This window comes from Pantoea sp. SS70, assembly GCF_029866845.1.
In the GTDB taxonomy this organism is placed as follows: Bacteria; Pseudomonadota; Gammaproteobacteria; order Enterobacterales; family Enterobacteriaceae; genus Pantoea; species Pantoea leporis.
In genome coordinates, this window is record NZ_CP117199.1 from 1,951,084 (window position 1) to 1,969,813 (window position 18,730).

Here is an 18,730-nt window from a genome sequence, read left to right on the forward strand (position 1 = left end):
ACGTTAAGGTGCCGCCAGAAAATCCTCGCGTTGCGGCGTAAAGGTATCCAGCAATACGCCCGCTTCCAGACACACACAACCGTGCACAATGTTCGGCGCTTTATACAGCGTATCGCCGGCGCTCACTTCTTTGGTAACGCCATCAATGGTGAAGGCAAAACGTCCGGACAGCACATAGGTGAGCTGCTCATGCGGATGGTGATGCAGCGGACCGACAGCACCCTGCTTAAAGGTGACTTCCACCGCCATCAGGGTGCCGCCGTGCGCCAGTATTCGGCGCGTTACGCCGTTACCTAAATCGTCCAGTCGGGTTGCGCTTTTAAAGATAAACATGATTTCTCCTTGCAGGTTGCATCGTCAATATGTGACTTAACTCACAGTCAAAAAGGCATTTAAAGGCTGCATTTTAACGTTCTTTGATTAAAATGAAACGGTGTTTCAATTTAATCTGAGAATGGATCATGAAAATCGCTTTGATGATGGAAAACAGCCAGGCTGCGAAGAACGCAACGGTGTTGAAAGAGCTTCAGTCTGTGGCGCAACCGCTCGGGCATCAGGTGTTTAACGTCGGTATGAGCGACGAACAGGATCACCATCTTACCTATATTCACCTCGGCATCATGGCCAACGTACTGCTTAACAGCAAAGCGGTGGACTTCGTGGTGGCCGGTTGCGGTACCGGCCAGGGCGCGTTGATGTCGCTCAACCTGCATCCCGGCGTGGTGTGCGGCTACTGCATCGATCCGGCGGATGCTTACCTTTTTGCGCAAATCAACAACGGCAATGCGCTGTCGCTGCCATTCGCCAAAGGCTTCGGCTGGGGCGCGGAACTAAACCTGCGCTTTATTTTCGAAAAAGCCTTTACCGGTGAAAAAGGGCACGGCTATCCGCCAGAGCGGAAAGAGCCGCAGGTGCGTAATGCCGGCATTCTGAACGAAGTGAAAGCGGCGCTGCTGAAAGAGAATTACCTTGATTCACTGCGCGCCATCGATCCTGAGCTGGTGAAAACTGCAGTGAGCGGCCCGCGCCTGCAGCATTGCCTGTTTGAACATGGGCAGAATCAGGAGATCGTGGGTTTTGTGCGTGAACTGACGCAGTAATCAATATCGGTTAAGCAAAGCCAGGGAAACCTGGCTTTGCTGTTTATGTCCTTCTTCATTTGCACTCCGGCATCAAAATGTTGGAGGAAATGTCGTAAAAATTGTCGGAGAAGACGTTAAGAGTTAGGCAGCTTCAGAGTCAGTGAAGCACTCGATTTTGTTATCCCTTCGATTCAACAGTCACGCGTATTGATCCTACCGACCAACCGTTGCAGACGTCTCAATTGTTCATTCAAGTCACCACAGACGACGTAATGCATGTCAGTTAAACCAGTGACGAGTACGCAGGCCGGTGCCACTTTTGGTCCTGCGGTCCTCGCGCCGCTATCGCGGTACCTTCACTTCGCTCGTCTGCCTGACGGACCGGCGTAGACGGGACATCCTTGTCCCGACTCCGCCTTTCGCCCGCGTCCTGCGGGCTCTCCTGGCTTCCTCGCTTCGTTCAGCGCTGCGGATTGCCGGCCCAAAAGCGGCCCCGGCCTGCTTAAACTTCAGTGCGTGTTGTTGAAAAGGGCTCATAGGTAGAGGCGCTGGTGCGTCTGCTGCGGCAAAAGGGCTATTCGCAGCGCTGAGGCTTTTACGTTGGGCCAGGAGCCTCGCGCATGGATGCGCGAGGCAGTTCGGGGTCGGCCAGGGAAGGCCGATCCGCGAACGGTCCGTTGGCACAACGTGGAAGCCGAAGGCACCGCGCTAGCGGCGCGAGGACGGCCCGTGACGCAGCAGATGTGTCAGAGCCCGCTACCTATTCAAAGCAAAATGTCCTTATCAGTAAGGATTACGCCATAAATGGCGATCCTACGCTAAAACCCCGTTATCCTGCCGACTCGCATCCACCAGCATCTGCGTATACGCCACCTGCGCGCGATTGTGCACCAGCGCATCGACATCCAGCGTCTCCAGCACTTTGCCGTGTTGCATCACCGCCACGCGATGGCACAGATGCGCCACCACGCCGAGATCGTGCGTCACCATCAGGTAGGTCAGCTTCTCCTGCTGCTGCAGATCGCTAAGCAAATTGAGGATCTCGGCTTGCACCGAGACATCCAGCGCCGAGGTCGGTTCATCCAGTAGCAATACGCGCGGTTCGAGAATCAGCGCGCGGGCGATGGCAACGCGCTGGCGCTGACCGCCAGAAAGTTGGTGCGGATAGCGGGTTTGCCACGCGCGATTGAGGCCAACTTTCTCCAGCATGGCGATAACGCGCTGCTGACGCTGGCCGATGCCGTGAATCTGCAGCGGCTCCTCGAGAATATCGCCGATGGTGTGGCGTGGATGCAGCGATCCGTACGGATCCTGAAACACCATCTGCACGCTGCGGCAGCGCTCGCGCGCGATGCGATGCGCCAGCGGCACGCCATCAATCGCCAGCTCGCCTTGCCAGTGGGTGAACAGCCCGGCGAGGCACTTCAGCACCGTGGTTTTGCCCGATCCGGATTCGCCAACCAGGCCAAAGATTTCACCCTGATGAATCGACAAATTGACGTCGAACAGCACCTGATTGCGCCGCTCTTCCTCACCAAAACTGAGGTTGAGATTACTCACGCGGATCATCTCGTTCATCATTGCTCCTTAGGGTTGCAGCCAGCTGGCCTGACGTTGCAGCACCGGCAGACGCGCTCGACGCTGATCCATATCGGGCAGTGCAGCGAGGAGGCCTTGCGTATAGGGATGCTGCGCCTGATCGAGTTCGCTGGCCGCCAGCGACTCCACCACGCGCCCGGCATACATCACCAGCACGCGGTCACAGAAACGCCGCACCAGATTGATGTCGTGACTGATAAAAATCAGCCCCAGACCGCGCTGTTTCACCAAATCATCCAGCAGCGCCAGCACCTGCAAACGCACCGAAACATCCAGCGCCGAAGTGGGTTCGTCGGCAATCAGCAGCTCGGGATCGGTAATCAGCATCATGGCGATCATCACGCGCTGGCCCTGACCACCGGAAATTTCGTGCGGGTAACATTGATAAATGCGGCCCGGATCGCGCACCTGCACTACTTCGAGCATCTCCATTGCCCGCTGCCGCGCAACCTCGCGCTGGCCGGGATGATGACTGCGCCAGGCTTCAGCAATCTGCTCACCCACGCGCACCACCGGATTCAGCGAGTATTTCGGATCCTGCATAATCATGGAGATGCGCTTGCCGCGAATGGCGCGCATCTGTGCCGGCGTGGCACGCAGCAGGTCCACGTCATCAAACTGCATGCGCTGTGCCGTGACCTGCGCGCTGCGTGGATGCAGCTGTAATAGCGCGCGGCCAACGGTGGATTTGCCGGAACCGGATTCACCCACAATCGCCAGTTTCTCCTTGCCCAACTGGAAGGAGATGCCGCGCACGGCGGGCGTCACCAGCCGGCCATTGACGAAATTGACCTGTAAATCCTGCACGTTGAGCAACGGTGCAGCGCTATTCGCTGCGGGGATCGAGGATGTCACGTAAGCCATCTCCTAAGAAGTTGAACGCTAAGCTGTTGATCAGAATCGCCAGACCTGGCACCGTCACCACCCACCAACACTCCAGCATGTATGTGCGGCCGCTGGCGATCATCGCGCCCCATTCCGGATCCGGCGGCTGCGCGCCCAAACCGAGAAAACCGAGTCCGGCAGCGGTGAGAATGATGCCCGCCATATTCATGGTGATGCGGATAATCACCGAAGGCAGGCACAGCGGCACAATGTGTTTCCACAAAATGCGCAGTGACGAGGCGCCCTGTAAGCGCACCGCGGAGACAAAGTCGGCCTGACGCAGCGACAGTGCTTCAGCGCGCGCCAGGCGGGCAATCGGCGGCCAGGCGGTGAGCGTAATGGCGATCACCACATGCTCCAGCCCCGGACCGAGCGCGGCGACAAACGCCAGCGCCAGCACCAGGCTAGGAAAGGAGATGAAGATGTCGGTGACGCGCATCAACACGCTATCCACTTTGCCGCCGAAGTAACCGGCGGTGACGCCGAGCAGCAAGCCCAGCGGACCCACGGTGATCGACACCAGCAGCACGATATACAGCGTGATGCGCGCGCCCCACACCAGACGGCTGAAAATGTCGCGGCCAAATTCATCGGTGCCAAACCAGTGCTGCGCGTTGGGCGGCGTCAGCGCGTTGTTGAGATCCTGAATCAGCGGATGGTAGGGCGCGATCCAGGGTGCGAACAGCGCCACCACCAGCAGCAACAAAATGATGCCGCCGCCAATCGCGGTTAACGGGTTGCGCGCCATTTGCCCGAGAAAATGGCCGATGCGCACGCCGGTGCGGCGACAGCGCGCCAGCCGTTCACGCGTCTGGCTGGCTAACGGCGTATCGAGAGAAATCGTCATACTTTGGTCCTCGGATCGAACACCTGATAGAGCAGGTCAGAGAGAAGATTGAGCAGCACGAAAATCAGGCCGACCACCAGCACGCAGCCCATCACCGCATTCATATCGCCGAGCATCAAACTGCCGGTCAGATAGGAACCAAAACCGGGCCATGAGAACACGGTTTCAATCAGCACCGCGCCTTCCAGCAGCGAGCCGTACGCCAGCGCAACCACCGTCAGCAGCTGCACCAGAATATTGCGGAACGCGTGCTGCCAAATCACCTGCCATTCGCTGAGACCTTTCACCCGCGCCGTCAAAATGAACTCCTGCGACAGCTGCGCCAGCATAAAGCTGCGCGTCATGCGGCTGATGTAAGCCAGCGAGTGAAAGCCGAGCAGGGACGCTGGCAGAATCAGGTGATTGAGCGCATTGCTGAACACCGTGAAGTTGCCCACCAGCAAGGCATCGATCAGCAGAAAGCCGGTGCGACGCGGCACAATGCCATCGAGACTGAAATCCACACGGCCCGCGCCGCCAACCCAGCCGAGATGGGCATAAAACAGCAGCAGACCCACCATACCCACCCAGAAGATCGGCGTGGAGTAACCCGCCAGGCTGATGATGCGCACCAGATAATCAATCACGCTGTTGCGGCGCGCGGCGGCCCACACGCCCAGCGGGACGCCGAGGCCGGTACCAATCACAATCGCCAGCGTCGCCAGCTCCACCGTGGCCGGGAAGACGCGCAGGATATCGTTGATTACCGGTTGTCCGGTCAGCAGCGCCAACCCAAGATTGCCGTGCAGCAGGCCTTGCAGATAGATACCAAACTGCACCCACAGCGGTTTATCGAAGCCGAGTTGGTGATAAACCTGCTGATAGGTGTTGTGATCGGCATCCGGTCCGACAATCGCCAGCACCGGATCGAGCGGCATCACGCGACCAATAAAGAAGGTCAGCAACAGCAGGCCAAACAGCGTGATCGCCACCTGAACGGTGCGGCTACGCAGGCGCCGCCAGTGGCTTTTTGTCAGCTTCATTGCGCACCTCCCGCCAGGCTGTCTGGCGTTTTCCATACGTCACGCAGGAAAGTGGTGGCCGACGGATGCGGCACGTAATCCTGCACCCGATTATTCACCACCACCGAATCGGTCATTTGCGAGATCGGCATCAGCGCCGGAATCAGCTGGTCGTAGCGCTGCTGGATAGCGAAGTAATCCTGCTGCTGCTGTTTTACATCGCGCTCCAGCAGCGCTTTATCGATCATGCTGTTCAGCTGCGCGTCATAAAAACCGGTGCGCCAGCCCTGAAAATTGGTGAGGCGCGCGCTGTCGGCGTTGTTGGGGTTGTACACCAGCGCGCGCAGGCTGGAGTGCGGATGCGGCTCCACGCCGCTGCCGCCGCGCCCGACCAGCAGATTGAACTGACGATCGCGCATCGCACCGTAGATCTGGTTACCGGTGCCGGTAATGATTTTGGCGCGAATGCCGCCCTGCATCAGCGTGGACTGAATCGCAATCGCGACATTGAGGAACGGCTGATCGGCCAGCACGCGCAGCGTGGTATCAAACCCGTTGGGATAACCGGCGGCGGCCAGCAAGGCTTTGGCGCGCGGCACATCCAGCTTGTAGCCAGGATCGGGCAGCGTTGCCGGCATGCCGGCTTGAATTGGCCGCTGATGCAGCGTGCCGTAACCGGCCATTAGCGTTTTGTTAATCCCCTGATAATCCACCAGATAACGCAGCGCTTCGCGTACCTGCGGATGGGCGAAGTGATCGTCCTTCATGCTCATCGCCAGGTAATAAATCGTGCCTTTTTGTACCGCGTCGATGGTGAGATCGGGATCGTGGCGCAGCGCTTTTACATCGGGGATCGCCATGTTGCTGGCAATATCGAGATCGCCTTTCTCCATCATCAGACGCAAGGTTTGCGACTCCTGCAGATGACGGAACACCACACGCGTCAGCTTCGGCGCACCGCGCCAGTAGTGGGCATCGCGGCTGATGCGCAGCACATCTTTGGCCTGCCACACATCCAGGCGGAACGGTCCGGAACCCGCTTCGTGGGTGGTGAGCCAGCGATTGCCCCAATCGTTATTCACCGCCTGCGCCTGCACGGTTTTGCTGTCGAGCACCACCATGCTGCCGAGCGCCGCCAGCGAATAGAGCACCAGCTTGGGATCGTTAGGCTTGGGCAGGCGAATCACTACCGTGCGCGCATCCGGCGCGCTAATCATCTCATCCACGTTCTCTTTGCTGAAGCCGTAAGATTTCCATACCGAGGCCTGTGCCAGGTTCAGGTGCAGCACGCGACGCATCGACCAGATTACATCGGCGCTGCTCAACGGATTGCCGGAGTGGAAGGTGACATTGTCACGCAGATGGAAGGTGAGTTGACGATTGTCGGGGCTGATCTCCCAGCGCTCCGCCAGCGCCGGGCGCACGTTGGTGAGCTGTTGCGGATCTAACTCGACTAAACCGTCATAGAGATTGACGACAATGCCGACCACTTCGTTGCCGGTCATGGCGGCGGGGTCGAGCGTGAGCAGGTTATTCATGTTCATGCCCACAATCAGCTGGTCGTCTGGCGTGGCCGCCAGCAACGATGGGCTACAGGTGAGCAGCAGCAGCGCGGCGCACCACGCTCTGCAGGGGTTCATCAGGTTCATAAGCAAAGTCCAGCAGGTCAGAGGTTTATCGTTTTTATGCCGTACTGCTTGTGTTGGGCGCTTACCAGCGATTTAGCGTGTGTGTCTCAATCCACGCGAAATTGATGTCCTCCCCAAGTCCGGGACGCGTTGGCAGATGGACAAAACCCTCTGCGTCCATGGGATCGACCAGCGCGTTGAGATAGGCCGGCGGCTGTTCGTAATCGAGGAACGGATGCAGCAGACCGCGTTCGTACCAGCGGCAGTTGCGGATAGCGCCGACCACCGCGATGCTGGCGGCACCGTTGCCGTGTACTTCGCAATCCATACCAAAGGCTTCGGCCAGGCTGGCGACCTTCATGGTGGCGGAGATGCCGCCGACGCCGTTAGCACCGGCGCGCAGAATGTCACACGCACCAGCGCGCACCCAATCGGCGCGGCTGTGGTGTTTGCCGCCGAGACTTTCCGGGCCGAGCACATCAATGCTGAGGTTTTCCGCCAGCCACGCGTATGACGCCATGCTTTCCTCTTCCATCGGCTCTTCGAACCAGGCGAAATTGAGTTTTTCCAACGCTTTGCCGATGGTGAGCGCCTCGCTGCGGCTGTACCAGTGATAGCCGTCGAGCATCAGGGCGATGTCCGGGCCGACCGCTTCGCGCACCGCAGCGCAGGCTTTGATGTCCATTTGGGTGCTGGGCGCGAACGACACCGGCGGCATCCAGGTGTGTAGTTTGATGGCCTGATAACCGCGCGCGACCAGTTTTTCGGCAAACTGCGCGTATTCATCGGGCGTGGATAAACCGCCTTCCAGCTCATCGCCGCACATGGTGCTGCCGTAAGCGGGAATTTTCTCGCGATAACCGCCAAGCAGTTTGTGGACCGGTTGTTTGAGCTTGCGACCAATCAAATCCCACAGCGCCTGTTCCACCGCCGATAACGCGCGTTCGGTGAGCTGATGGGCGCTACCGCGCTGCCAGTGCACCAGATCCTGCCACAGACGCTCGCGATCAAAGGCATTTTGCCCAATCAGCACCTTGCGGAAGAAGGCATTCACCACGTGCGGACGAATCACTTCGGCGGGGGCAAACGCGTAGCCGCAATCGCCATCTTCGCTGGTGATGGTCAGCAGCGCCATTTGCGCATCGGTCTCTGCACCGGGATGCGAATGTCCGGCGCTGTCAGAGACGCGGCGCGTGGGGTAGCTAAACAGGGTGACATCAATGGCACTGATCTTCACGGTAACTCCTCCTTCAACTCAGTGGCTTGCCCAACTGGGTATTAACATAAAAATAAAACGACGTTTCATTTTGTAATTTAGCGTTCACATTTTGTTTACGCATTAGCCAAAGCGCGGGATAGCGTGGCGATTAATTGTGCATTTGCCCGGTGCGCTGTGAGGTTTTTCACGATTAACGGGCGTTTTGTGAGCGAATGCACAGCGGGAAAAAGCGCGGGGAATGTAAAAAAATGTGTATCCAGGGCTTTTCATTTCCTGTCTGCCAGGTAATAGTGACGCCGCGAAATTTAAATAATAATCATTATCATTCTAGGTGTACTAAATGAAATCATGGCTGATAGCACTGGGATTACTGGCGGTGGCGGGGCACGCTGCGGCGAAAACCATTACCGATGTGGCTGGACGACAGGTCGAGGTCAAGGAGGAGTCTAAACGCATCATTCTCGGCGAAGGGCGTCAGATGTACTTGCTGGCGGCGTTTGACACCGCTGCGCCGTTCCAGCGCGTGGTGGGCTGGCGTGACGATTTCCATAAAGCCGACTACGACGGCTATATGGCGTATGAAAAGAAATATCCGCAGATCAAAAAGCTGCCGACCTTTGGTGGCGCGAAAGATGGCACCTTTAACGTCGAACAGGCGCTGACGCTGAAGCCCGATTTGGTGCTGATGAACCTCGAATCCAAAGCCGCGACCGACGAAGGCAAGCTGATCGAGAAGTTACAAGCGGTGGGCGTGCCGGTGGTGTTTATCGACTTCCGCGAGAAGCCGATGGAACATGCTGAGCAAAGCATCCGCATCATGGGCGAGCTGGTTAACAATCCACAGCGCGCCGAAGAGATCGTGGCGTTCCGCCGTGCGCAAATCGAAAAGGTGACCGATCACCTGAAAAACTTTAACGGCACGCGCCCGAAAGTGATGATTGATCGTGCTGGCGGCTACAGCGACGAGTGCTGCATGTCGTTTGGTAACGAGAACTTTGGCCAGATGGTAGAACTGGCGGGCGGCAGCAACATCGCCAAAGCGTTGATTCCAGGCACGTTCGGCACACTCAATCCCGAGCAGATCATCGCCAGCCGTCCCGATGTGGTGGTGGTGACAGGCGCGAACTGGAAAAACTACAACACCGTGGGTAAATGGGTTGGCGTGGGGCCCGGTGCGGATGTGAAAGAAGCGACGGCGCGTTTACGCCTGCTAATGATGCGTGATGCCTTCAAAACACTGCCGGTGGCGCACAACGGTAACGCGCATGCCATCTGGCATCAGTTCTACGACAGCCCGTATCAGTTTGTCGCGATTCAGGCGCTGGCGAAGTGGCTGCATCCTGAATTGTTTGCCGATCTCGATCCGGACGCCACGTTCCGTGAGTTTCATGAAAAGTTTCTGCCCTTGCCTTATCAACCGGGTTATTGGGTAAGCCTGCCGGCAGATAAGTCTTAAGTTAGAGTGTGTTAGATAAGTGTTAAACGTTACTGTTTATCTTTACTAATATTTCACAGGTGGCTGCACGTTGTTTTATAAAAGCGAAACGCGTGCACCATCTGACAATAATACGGTAAGGGAGAGAGTAATGTTTCATACCTCAGGAAGATCGGTGTTCGGTGTGACGTTGTATACGCTGCTGGAACCGTTGCCGCTGGGCTTTTTTGTCGCCGCCTGGTTTTTCGATATCCTCTATTTGCAAACCTTCGTCATCATGTGGACCAAATCCGCCAGTTGGCTAATCACTATCGGTCTGGTGCTGGCCATCCTGCCACGTTTAATCAGTTTGGTTTATTTATTCCGCGGCGCGCGGCCGAACGAGAAAACCCATTTCTGGCTGTCGCTGCTGGCGATCGTGCTGGCGGTGGTGAATGCCTTTATTCACAGTCGCGATGCTTACGCGGTGGTGCCACTGGGCATCACGCTGTCGACGCTGGTGGTGGCGCTGCTGCTGATCGCTAACGTGCAGCTGGTGTTGCGCGAACGTCGCACGCAAGGAGGTCGCGTATGAAACACTTACTCAGTGCGGTAGCCATCGCGATGCTGCTCAGCGCCTGTGACGATGGGGCGCTGATCGATCCTCAAAAGCAAATTGGTGCGAATCCTGAACTGCCACAGGCGCAGAACTTCTTTATGCCGCCGATGCAGGTGCCGGAAGGCACGCCGTGGAAAGCCGGTGAAATGCCGAAAGTGGCGGATGGGTTAAAGATCGAAAAGATCGCCGACAATCTGCAGCATCCGCGTCAGGTGCTGGTGCTGCCGAACAATGATGTGCTGGTGGCGGAATCCAATGGCACACCGAAACCGACCACCGCACCGAAGCAGCTGATTATGGGCATTGTGCAGAAAGCGTCTGGCAAGGGCGGCGAGGGCGGTAATCGCATTACCTTGCTGCGTAATGTTAACGGCAAATGGGAGCAACATCGCTTTATCGACAACCTGACGGCGCCGTTTGGTATGCAGCTGGTGGGCAACACGCTGTATGTGGCGAACGCCGATAGCCTGGTGAAATTCCCGTATGAAACCGGGCAAACCGAGATCCGCACCCCGCCGGTGGAAGTGACCGAGCTGCCGGGCGGGCCAATTAATCATCACTGGACCAAATCGCTGCTCGCCAGCCCCGACGGCAGCAAGCTGTACGTTGGCGTAGGTTCGAACAGTAACGTGACGGAAAACGGCATTGGCGAGGAGTATCGCCGTGCGGCGGTGCTGGAAGTGGATGCGGCCAGCGGTGCCAGCCGGATTTATGCCAGCGGCCTGCGCAATCCCACCGGATTGCAGTGGGAGCCGCAGAGCGGCAAGCTGTGGGCGATTGTGAATGAACGCGACGAGATCGGTTCTGATTTAGTGCCGGATTACATGACGTCGGTGCAGGACAAAGGCTTTTACGGCTGGCCGTACAGCTATTATGGCCAGCACGTGGATGAGCGCGCGCAGCCGCAGAGGCCGGATCTGGTAGAGAAGGCGATTAAACCGGATTACGCCCTGAGTTCGCACGTCGCACCACTCGGTCTGTTGTTCTACGGCGCGGATAATATGCCGCAGTATCGCGGCGGGGCGTTTATCAGCGAACACGGCAGCTGGAACCGTACGCCGCTCAACGGCTATCAGGTGGTGTGGGTGAAATTCGAGAATGGGAAACCGGTGGGACAACCACAGCCGGTGGTGACAGGTTTCCTCACCGACGATCAGAAGCAGGTGCGCGGCTTGCCGGTTGGTTTAGCCACCGATCGGCAGGGCGGCGTATTAATTGCCGATGATGCGGGAAATACCATTTGGCGTATCAGTTCCGCCAGATAATTAATCGCAGGTAATAAAAAAGGATTTGGCATTAAGCCAAATCCTTTTTTTTATGTTCGCTAAACGGCTGGTAACCGCGCCGCGAACGGGGTGCTCAGCACTCCTCACAACAGCGATAATAAAATGTGCGGCGAGATATTTCAAGTTTTGCCATAATACTGTATGGTTATACAGGTATTGAGTGACGAGCGAAGCCTCATTGTTTTTCTGATGACTCCAGGGGCGCGGATAGTTAAATCCCGGCAGGTTTCAGGTGGTGCTGGCCTGTGGCTTTTACAATGAGAGCCGCTCAGCACTCCTCACAATTGTGCTTAGGCGGTCGGCGGGTGGAGTCAAAGCCCCGGCAGCTGAAAGGCGCGCTCCTCTCAGAGGAGAAGGAAAGTGATGGAACTTGTTCGATTGCTGCTGGACATCGTCCGCATCATTCTTCAAATCATCGTTGCCCTTTTGCAACTGACCGGTCAGGCACACTGACTGGAACTTGAGACAAGGCGGAGCTCACCCCTCCGCCTTTTTTCGCGTGGATCAAAATCCGCTGCGCTAAAAACGCGACTATCCTCATCTCATTCTGTAATGCGAGGAAGTGCATCATGGCAATCACGTTCGGGCCGATTACCGCGCCGATGACGTTCAGCGACGTTGAACCGGTTTTTCTCACCGATGATACGCTTGTGCAGCGCAAGAACGCGCTGCTGGCGGGCATGCAGCGCGAGGGTTTTGACTGGCTGGTGATCTATGCCGACAAGGAACACGGCAGCAATTTCGAATATCTGACCGGATTTATCCCGCGTTTCGAAGAGGGGGTGCTGCTGCTGAATCACTCCGGAGCTTGCACGCTGGTGCTGGGCAACGAAAACCTGAAAATGGCGCGCTTCTCACGCACAGCGGCCGCGCTGCTGCACACGCCGTACTTCTCGCTTCCCAATCAGCCCATGGACGATGAAGTGCCGCTGGAAAGTCTCTTCAAAGATGCGGGCTTAGCGAACGGCCATAAAGTCGGGCTGGTGGGCTGGAAGATGTTTACGCCCGCCGCCGGCAATGGGCGTGCGATGTTTGATCTGCCGTACTTTATTGTCGATGCCATTCAGCGCACGCTCAGCGATGACGCCACGTTAGAAAATGCCATCCATTTGTTTATTGGCGATAACGGCGCGCGCACCACCTGCAATGCCAATGAAATCGCCCATTACGAATATGGCGCAAACCTCGCGTCAAAGTGCATGCTGGACGCGCTGAATGCCATTGAGGTGGGCGTGCGTGAAACAGAATTGGGCGCGTTACTGCACGCCGAAGGGCAATGCAACTCGGTGGTCACCATCGCCGCGACCGGCAGCCGTTTCGACAAAGCGAACCTTTATCCCACCTGCAAAAAAGTGCAGCGCGGCGATCCGCTCTCGCTAACCACCGCTTTTAAAGGTGGACTCTCCAGCCGCAGCGGCTTTGTCGTTGCCGATCAAAGCGAGCTGCCGCCAGGCCAGCAAGATTATCTGGAGCGCATCGCCAAACCCTATTTCTCGGCCGTGGTGGCCTGGCTGGAAAACATTCGCTGCGGCATGAGCGGTAGCGAGCTGTATCAGCTTATCGAGCAGGTTTTGCCGAAAGCCCGTTTTGGCTGGCACCTCAATCCGGGACATCTGGTGGCGGACGAAGAGTGGATGTCGTCGCCGATTTATCATCAGTCCACCGAATTGCTCAAGAGCGGCATGATGCTGCAAATTGACATCATCCCGTCGGTGCCGGGCTACAGCGGTGCCAGCGCCGAAGAGTGCGTGGTACTGGCCGATGCGGCGCTGCAAAGCGACATCCGCAACCATTATCCGGCTTTGTGGCAGCGCATCGAAACCCGCCGCCGTTATCTGCGGGAAACCATCGGCATTCAGCTTAGCGATGAAATTTTGCCGCTGTCGAATAGCGTGGCGTATTTAAGGCCGTTCTTTTTGGCAAAGGATCAGGCGTTAAGCGTGGTGAGTTGATGTTGTAAGGTCGCCCTGAATGGCGTAATGCCGATCAGTCAAGCGCCGTGCCGAATCACCACACCTTTCGTAGCGGCGCGATTTAGCGCGCAATGATTTGCGCCGCTTCAATGTGTGCTCTGGGTAATTAGCCTTACAAGGTAAGTCGTTAACGCACATTAGTTTGGCGGATTATGGGTGGCGTACAGCGGCCAGGATTCAAACAGATAACCATCGAAATCAATATCATCAACGTCTGAGAACTCCAGCAGCCGCTGTTTCACATTTTCAAGGTGTTGCCACATCGCCAGCTTGGCGGCGCGCGCGTCTTTTTTGATCAGCGTCGCGAGGATTTTTTTGTGATCGTCGAGCCACTGTTTGCGGTAATCGTTGTTGACCAGATGGCGATGCAGTTGGCTCCACATCACGTTATCTTCGCGCCACTGCCAGGATTGCTTAAACAGCTCAACCAGCATGCTGTTATGGGTGGCTTCGGCAATCGCCAGATGGAAATTGCGATCGCCGTTTTCACTTTGGTTGACCGCTCCCGACGCCAGCTCTTTCTCTTCCAGCTCCAGCGCCTGGCGCATCTTCATGATGTCTTCACGCGTCGCCTGCAGCGCGGCGAACTCGGCAATATTGCTCTCCAGCAGCTGACGCGCCTGCAACATCTCGAACGGTCCGGCATCGTTGCTGGCTTTGTGAAGCGAAACAGGTTGCTGCGGCGAATCGTGAATCACATAGATGCCCGCACCACGACGTACCTCAATTAATCCTTCCAGCTCCAGCATAATCAGCGCTTCACGCACTAGCGTACGCGTCACATTCAATAGCGCGGCGAGTTCGCGCTCCGGCGGCAGCCGTTCGCCCACCGCATACTGCTTTTGCGTGATCATCTGGCGGAGCATTTCCCCGACTTCCTGATAAGGGCGCTGTGCTGAAGTTTGAGTTTTCATCGTGCTCTTTTCTGTGTGTTAAAGGATTCACAACCTCTGATACAGCCTCACTCAGAGACGCGCACTATAGCATAGCGAATAAGAATCGGCCTGGTCACGGCGTGCAGTGACCTGGCCACCATCACTGGGCTTTCAGCGCGAAATAGCGTTCGGCATTGTTAAAGCAGATGTCGCGCAGCATGTTGCCGAGCATCGGCTCATCGTGCGGCACAATGCCGTCTTTTACCCACTGCGCCAGCAGATTGCACAGAATACGGCGGAAGTATTCGTGGCGCGTGTAGGAGAGGAAGCTGCGTGAATCGGTCAGCATACCGACAAACTGGCTGAGTAAGCCGATTTGCGACAGTTGCTCCAGTTGACGCAGCATGCCGTCGCGCTGATCGTTGAACCACCAGCCTGAACCGAACTGCACCTTGCCAGCAATACCCGCGCCCTGGAAGTTGCCCGCCATAGTAGCCAGCACTTCGTTATCGCGCGGATTGAGGCAATAGAGAATGGTTTTCGGCAGCTGATCGTTGAGGTCCATCGCATCCAGCAGGCGCGCCAGCGGCCAGGCAATATTGTTATCGCCAATCGAATCAAACCCGCTGTCTGGCCCGAGCTGGCGGAACATGCGCGTGCTGTTGTTACGGATCGCGCCGATGTGCAGCTGCATTACCCAGCCGCGTCGCGCATATTCGCTGCCAAGCCACACCAACACTGCGCTGCTGAACTGGGCGATTTCCAATTCATCCAGCGCATCGCCACGGCGACGTTTCGCCAAAATCGTATCGAGCACGCGGTCGTCCGGCACCGGCGCAAAGCGCAGGGTTTCAATACCGTGGTCTGAGGCGCGACAACCGTGGGCGGAGAAGTGGTCAAGGCGTCGTAACATCGCGCGGCGTAGCGCCTCGAAGCTGTCGATGGCGACATCGGCGGCGGCTTCCAGACGAGCAAGATAGTCGACAAAACCCTCCAGCTCGATTTTGAAGACCTTGTCCGGACGCCAGCTCGGCGCAACGTCAATATCAAAGCTGCGGTCATCGGCGATTTGACGGTGATAGTGCAGTGAATCAACCGGATCGTCGGTGGTGCCGACCATGCGCACCTTCATCTGGCGCATGATGCCGCGCGCGGAAAATTCCGGCGTCGCCAGCTGTTCCGCGCAGCGCTGCCAGATCGCAGGCGCGGTGTCCGGGCCAAACAGCGTATCGGTGATGCCAAACGGGCGCCGCAGTTCAAGGTGCGTCCAGTGATAGAGCGGGTTACCGAGGGTTTTTGGCACCGTTTGCGCCCAGGCGAGATACTTGTCGTAGTCGCTGGTGTTCTTGCCGGTAATCAACGACTCATCGACGCCCGCGGCGCGCAGCGCGCGCCATTTGTAGTGATCGCCTTCCAGCCAGATTTGGCCGAGGTTGGCGAAGCGACGATCTTCAGCAATCTCCTGAGGATTGAGGTGACAGTGATAATCGTAGATTGGCATATCCGAAGCGAAGTCGTGGTACAAGCGCCGCGCGATGTCGCTCTGCAGCAGAAAATCTTCATCCATAAAGCGCATTATTGGGCTTCCTGAGCAAAATAGGCGCGGTGGATCGCCAGTTCGACGCCGCGAATTTCCGCCAATCCTTTCAGGCGACCAATCGCCGAGTAGCCGGGATTGGTTTTCTTCTTCAGGTCATCCAGCATCTGGTGGCCGTGGTCGGGACGCATCGGAATCAAATCCGGCTGTCCTGCGGCTTTACGTCGCTGTTCCTCTTCGGCAATCGCTTTGATCACCGCAAACATATCGACATCGCCACCCAAATGCGCGGCTTCGTGGAAGCTGTTGGGGTTCTCTTCCCGCTTGGTGGAGCGCAGATGCGCGAAGTAGATGCGTGGGCCGAAGCGCTTGACTATGCCGGCTAAATCATTCTCTGCCAGCACGCCGTACGAGCCGGTACACATGGTGAAACCGTTGGCGGGGCTGCTGACGGTATCGATCATCCATTGCAGATCGTCGGCGTTGGAAACGATGCGCGGTAAGCCGAGAATTGGGCGTGGCGGATCGTCCGGATGTACCGCCATGCGTACGCCCACTTCTTCCGCAACCGCGACAATGGCGCGCAGGAAGGTGGCAAAATTCTCTCGCAGCTCGGCCTTACCGATACCTTGATAACGCGCCAGCTGGGCGCGGAATTGATCCAGCGTGTAGCCTTCCTCCGCACCCGGCAAACCGGCGATGATGTTGCGCATCAGGCGGTTACGGTGCTCTTCACTCATCGTTGCAAAGCGTTCAGCAGCCTCGGCGATCTCTTGCGCACTGTAATCCTGCTCCGCGCCGGGACGCTGCAGAATGTGCAGTTCAAACACCGCGAACTCAATCTGATCAAAACGCAGGGCTTTCGCGCCATCCGGCAGCAGATATTCGAGATCGGTGCGCGTCCAGTCAAGGATCGGCATGAAGTTGTAGCACACGGTTTTAATGCCGCACTGCGCCAGGTTGCGCAGCGACTGCTGATAATTGCTGATCCAGTTCTGGCAGCGGCCGCTGCCGGTTTTAATCTCTTCATGAATCGGCACGCTCTCCACCACCGACCACACCAAACCGGCGGCTTCCACCAGCGCCTTGCGCTGCATGATTTCGTCGACTGACCACACTTCGCCATTAGGGATGTGGTGCAGTGCGGTGACGATGCCGGTTGCGCCCGCCTGGCGCGCATCGGCCAGAGAGACAGGATCGTTGGGGCCGTACCAGCGCCAGGTCTGCTTCATGTTGTTACCTCACTCACTATTGGTTGACCAATATTCTTTATTAGCGCATTACATCAGATAATAACTACGCGATTCCGGATTAAAACTCTGCTCTTTACGGGGTTAAGTCAACCTGGTAAGTGATTTTGGTTAACCAGATCACATTTGCGACATCAATCTGGCGACCACTTTTCGCAACTGTGGTTCACTCCTGGCGGATGGTTAGAAATGACTCACTAACGGAGAATCAGATGAACCGCAGTTTAAACCCAGGGATAACCGCCGCAGGCACCAAACGCACCTTGCGCAATCTGCGCTGGTGGGTATTGGTGCTGTTCTTAGCAGGCGTCACGGTCAACTACATCACCCGTAACTCGTTGGGCTTGCTGGCACCGGAGCTCAAAACCAGCCTCAACATCACCACCGAACAATATTCCTGGATCGTCGGCGCATTCCAGCTGGCGTATACCTTCTTTCAACCGATTTGCGGCTGGCTGATCGACGTTATTGGCCTGAAAGTCGGCTTCCTGATCTGCGCCACCATTTGGGCCGTCGCCTGTTTGTTCCACGCTGGCGCGGCCAATTGGGTGCATCTGGCTATCCTGCGTTTTGTCATGGGCGGCGCTGAAGCAGCAGCCACGCCCGCTAACGCCAAAGTGATTGGCGAATGGTTCCCGAAAAAAGAGCGTCCTATCGCCGCCGGATGGGCGGGGGTGGGCTTCTCGCTTGGCGCGATGCTGGCACCCCCGATTATCTACTTTGCGCACGCTTCCTTTGGCTGGCAGGGCGCGTTCCTGTTCACCGGCTGCCTGGCGTTGGGTTGGGTGGTGCTGTGGTGGTTGTTCTATCGCGATCCGGAGCAGCATCCCAATCTGCAGGCCTCGGAACTGGAATTTATTCGTCAGGATAACGAACCGCCAGCAGTGAAACTGCCGTTCTTCACCGCGCTGAAAACCGTGTCGAAAAACAAACGTTTTTACGGCATCGCCATTCCCGCCTTTATGGCTGAACCTGCCTGGGGCGTGCTGAGCTTCTGGGTGCCGCTCTATCTGGCGAAAGAGCTGGGTATGGATCTGAAGCAGATTGCTATGTTCGCCTGGCTGCCGTTCCTCGCCGCCGATTTAGGCAGCGCGGCCAGCGGCTATCTGACGCGGCTCTACACCAAAATCTTTGGTTTTACCCAGGTTAATTCCGTGGTGGCGAGTTCGGTGACGGGCGCTTTCCTGATGCTGTCGCTGGCGCTGGTCGCGGTGACTAAAGATCCTTATGTAGCGATTGCGCTGATCTCGATTGGTGGTTTCGGCCATCAGATCATCTCCTGCATGCTGAGCGCGCTGGTGGTGGAGAAGTTTGATAAAGGCCAGATGGCCACCGTCAACGGCATGCGCGGCTCGTTCGCCTGGATCTCCAGCTTCCTGTTCTCACTACTGATCGGCGTTACCGCCGACACCATTGGCTTTAATCCGCTGTTTGTCGCCATGGGCTTCTTCGACCTGATTGGCGCCGTATTCCTGATTGCTTTTATTGCTGAACGTCGCGCCCAGCGCGCATGAA

At 57.1% G+C, this 18,730-nt stretch carries 16 protein-coding genes; 6 read left to right on the forward strand and 10 right to left on the reverse strand.

Translation table 11 applies throughout. The annotated features are described in order from the left end of the window. Positions 1-3 precede the first annotated feature (3 nt). On the reverse strand, positions 4-333 hold the full coding sequence (locus PO881_RS09110; protein WP_101764470.1) for a cupin domain-containing protein: 330 nt from the start codon (positions 331-333) through the stop codon (positions 4-6). Between the two features lie 128 nt (positions 334-461). Between PO881_RS09110 and PO881_RS09115 the strand changes: the two genes are divergently transcribed. Next, positions 462-1,100: an RpiB/LacA/LacB family sugar-phosphate isomerase gene (locus tag PO881_RS09115; RefSeq protein WP_008110061.1), complete on the forward strand. Its 639-nt coding sequence runs from the start codon at positions 462-464 to the stop codon at positions 1,098-1,100. Between the two features lie 795 nt (positions 1,101-1,895). On the opposite strand, the gene PO881_RS09120 is transcribed toward PO881_RS09115, so the two are convergent. The 6 genes from PO881_RS09120 to PO881_RS09145 all read right to left on the reverse strand — a co-directional run bounded on the left by PO881_RS09120 (position 1,896) and on the right by PO881_RS09145 (position 8,279). Next, positions 1,896-2,651 (reverse strand): ABC transporter ATP-binding protein, encoded by a 756-nt coding sequence (locus tag PO881_RS09120; RefSeq protein ID WP_280172887.1) that lies wholly within the window; start codon positions 2,649-2,651, stop codon positions 1,896-1,898. A gap of 18 nt (positions 2,652-2,669) precedes the next feature. Then, on the reverse strand, positions 2,670-3,536 hold the full coding sequence (locus tag PO881_RS09125; protein WP_280172792.1) for an ABC transporter ATP-binding protein: 867 nt from the start codon (positions 3,534-3,536) through the stop codon (positions 2,670-2,672). Further along, on the reverse strand, positions 3,508-4,413 hold the full coding sequence (locus PO881_RS09130; protein WP_280172793.1) for an ABC transporter permease: 906 nt from the start codon (positions 4,411-4,413) through the stop codon (positions 3,508-3,510). Before PO881_RS09130 ends, PO881_RS09125 begins: the two co-directional genes overlap by 29 nt. Next, on the reverse strand, positions 4,410-5,435 hold the full coding sequence (locus PO881_RS09135; protein ID WP_064741146.1) for an ABC transporter permease: 1,026 nt from the start codon (positions 5,433-5,435) through the stop codon (positions 4,410-4,412). Before PO881_RS09135 ends, PO881_RS09130 begins: the two co-directional genes overlap by 4 nt. After that, entirely contained in the window at positions 5,432-7,063 is a 1,632-nt protein-coding gene (locus tag PO881_RS09140; RefSeq protein WP_277974831.1) for an ABC transporter substrate-binding protein, read from the reverse strand. The genes PO881_RS09135 and PO881_RS09140 overlap by 4 nt, the downstream gene beginning before the upstream one ends. 61 nt (positions 7,064-7,124) lie before the next feature. Then, a complete protein-coding gene (locus tag PO881_RS09145) occupies positions 7,125-8,279 on the reverse strand; it encodes a mandelate racemase family protein (protein WP_192411886.1) in 1,155 nt (384 codons plus the stop codon). A gap of 322 nt (positions 8,280-8,601) precedes the next feature. On the opposite strand from PO881_RS09145, the gene PO881_RS09150 reads away from it, so the two are divergent. The 4 genes from PO881_RS09150 to PO881_RS09165 all read left to right on the forward strand — a co-directional run bounded on the left by PO881_RS09150 (position 8,602) and on the right by PO881_RS09165 (position 13,532). Next, entirely contained in the window at positions 8,602-9,717 is a 1,116-nt protein-coding gene (locus PO881_RS09150; protein WP_280172794.1) for an ABC transporter substrate-binding protein, read from the forward strand. Between the two features lie 130 nt (positions 9,718-9,847). Next, entirely contained in the window at positions 9,848-10,270 is a 423-nt protein-coding gene (locus PO881_RS09155; RefSeq protein WP_192411885.1) for a DUF2231 domain-containing protein, read from the forward strand. Further along, complete coding sequence (locus PO881_RS09160) at positions 10,267-11,559, forward strand: sorbosone dehydrogenase family protein (protein ID WP_101764461.1); 1,293 nt, start codon at positions 10,267-10,269, stop codon at positions 11,557-11,559. The genes PO881_RS09155 and PO881_RS09160 overlap by 4 nt, the downstream gene beginning before the upstream one ends. A 590-nt stretch (positions 11,560-12,149) precedes the next feature. Beyond that, complete coding sequence (locus PO881_RS09165) at positions 12,150-13,532, forward strand: aminopeptidase P family protein (RefSeq protein ID WP_277974834.1); 1,383 nt, start codon at positions 12,150-12,152, stop codon at positions 13,530-13,532. 158 nt (positions 13,533-13,690) lie between these two features. Here PO881_RS09165 and uxuR read toward each other — a convergent pair whose 3' ends face one another. The 3 genes from uxuR to uxuA form a co-directional block, all read right to left on the reverse strand. Then, positions 13,691-14,467: a Uxu operon transcriptional regulator gene (gene uxuR / locus PO881_RS09170; RefSeq protein ID WP_137385745.1), complete on the reverse strand. Its 777-nt coding sequence runs from the start codon at positions 14,465-14,467 to the stop codon at positions 13,691-13,693. A 121-nt stretch (positions 14,468-14,588) separates the two neighbouring features. Then, positions 14,589-16,007, reverse strand: coding sequence for a glucuronate isomerase (gene uxaC, locus PO881_RS09175; protein WP_280172888.1), 1,419 nt, complete (start codon positions 16,005-16,007; stop codon positions 14,589-14,591). Next, entirely contained in the window at positions 16,004-17,197 is a 1,194-nt protein-coding gene (gene uxuA / locus PO881_RS09180; RefSeq protein WP_280172795.1) for a mannonate dehydratase, read from the reverse strand. Before uxuA ends, uxaC begins: the two co-directional genes overlap by 4 nt. 230 nt (positions 17,198-17,427) lie before the next feature. Here uxuA and PO881_RS09185 point away from each other — a divergent pair, with 230 nt between their 5' ends. Continuing rightward, positions 17,428-18,729 carry an MFS transporter gene (locus PO881_RS09185; protein ID WP_280172796.1) on the forward strand — a complete coding sequence of 434 codons (1,302 nt, stop codon included), beginning with the start codon at positions 17,428-17,430 and terminating at the stop codon, positions 18,727-18,729. Position 18,730: the final 1 nt, after the last annotated feature.